Genomic DNA, 359 nt, shown 5'->3' with positions numbered 1-359 from the left:
TCTCGTCTCACGACGAACCGGCTGCCGCTCAAGGCATTTGCGGCCGCGGTTCGTCGAGCGCTACCCCCGTTCGACACGCAACGCTGAGGCGAGTCCGTTCCCTCAATCAGGCGAGTTGATCTCGCCCTACGCCGCCAACAGCATGCTCCCCAGAAAACCTCGAAAATGGCCAACCCCCTACGGCGCTCCAGGAGGCAGAGGAAATCGTGCCCCGCATCCGCAGAGACCATCGCCCTCGCCCTCGGCAAATTCGACCGCGAGCGACTCGCCGAAGATCTGTCGGCAAAACACAGGCTGATTCTCGGCCTCGAGGAGATGCTCGGCAGCCACTTCAGCTGGCTCTACGCCAAAGACGAGTT

General features: G+C 62.4%; 1 protein-coding gene. It reads left to right on the top strand.

What is annotated here, in order from left to right; all coding sequences use genetic code 11:
* Window positions 1-165 precede the first annotated feature (165 nt).
* A partial coding sequence (locus GNK13_RS21560; protein WP_203545385.1) for a hypothetical protein occupies window positions 166-359 on the top strand: 194 nt, incomplete at its 3' end.

The organism is Candidatus Laterigemmans baculatus (assembly GCF_010367455.1).
Taxonomy (GTDB): Bacteria; Planctomycetota; Planctomycetia; order Pirellulales; family Pirellulaceae; genus Laterigemmans; species Laterigemmans baculatus.
The sequence above is the reverse complement of the archived record's forward strand: the minus strand, read 5'-3'. Positions and strand labels throughout refer to the sequence as shown.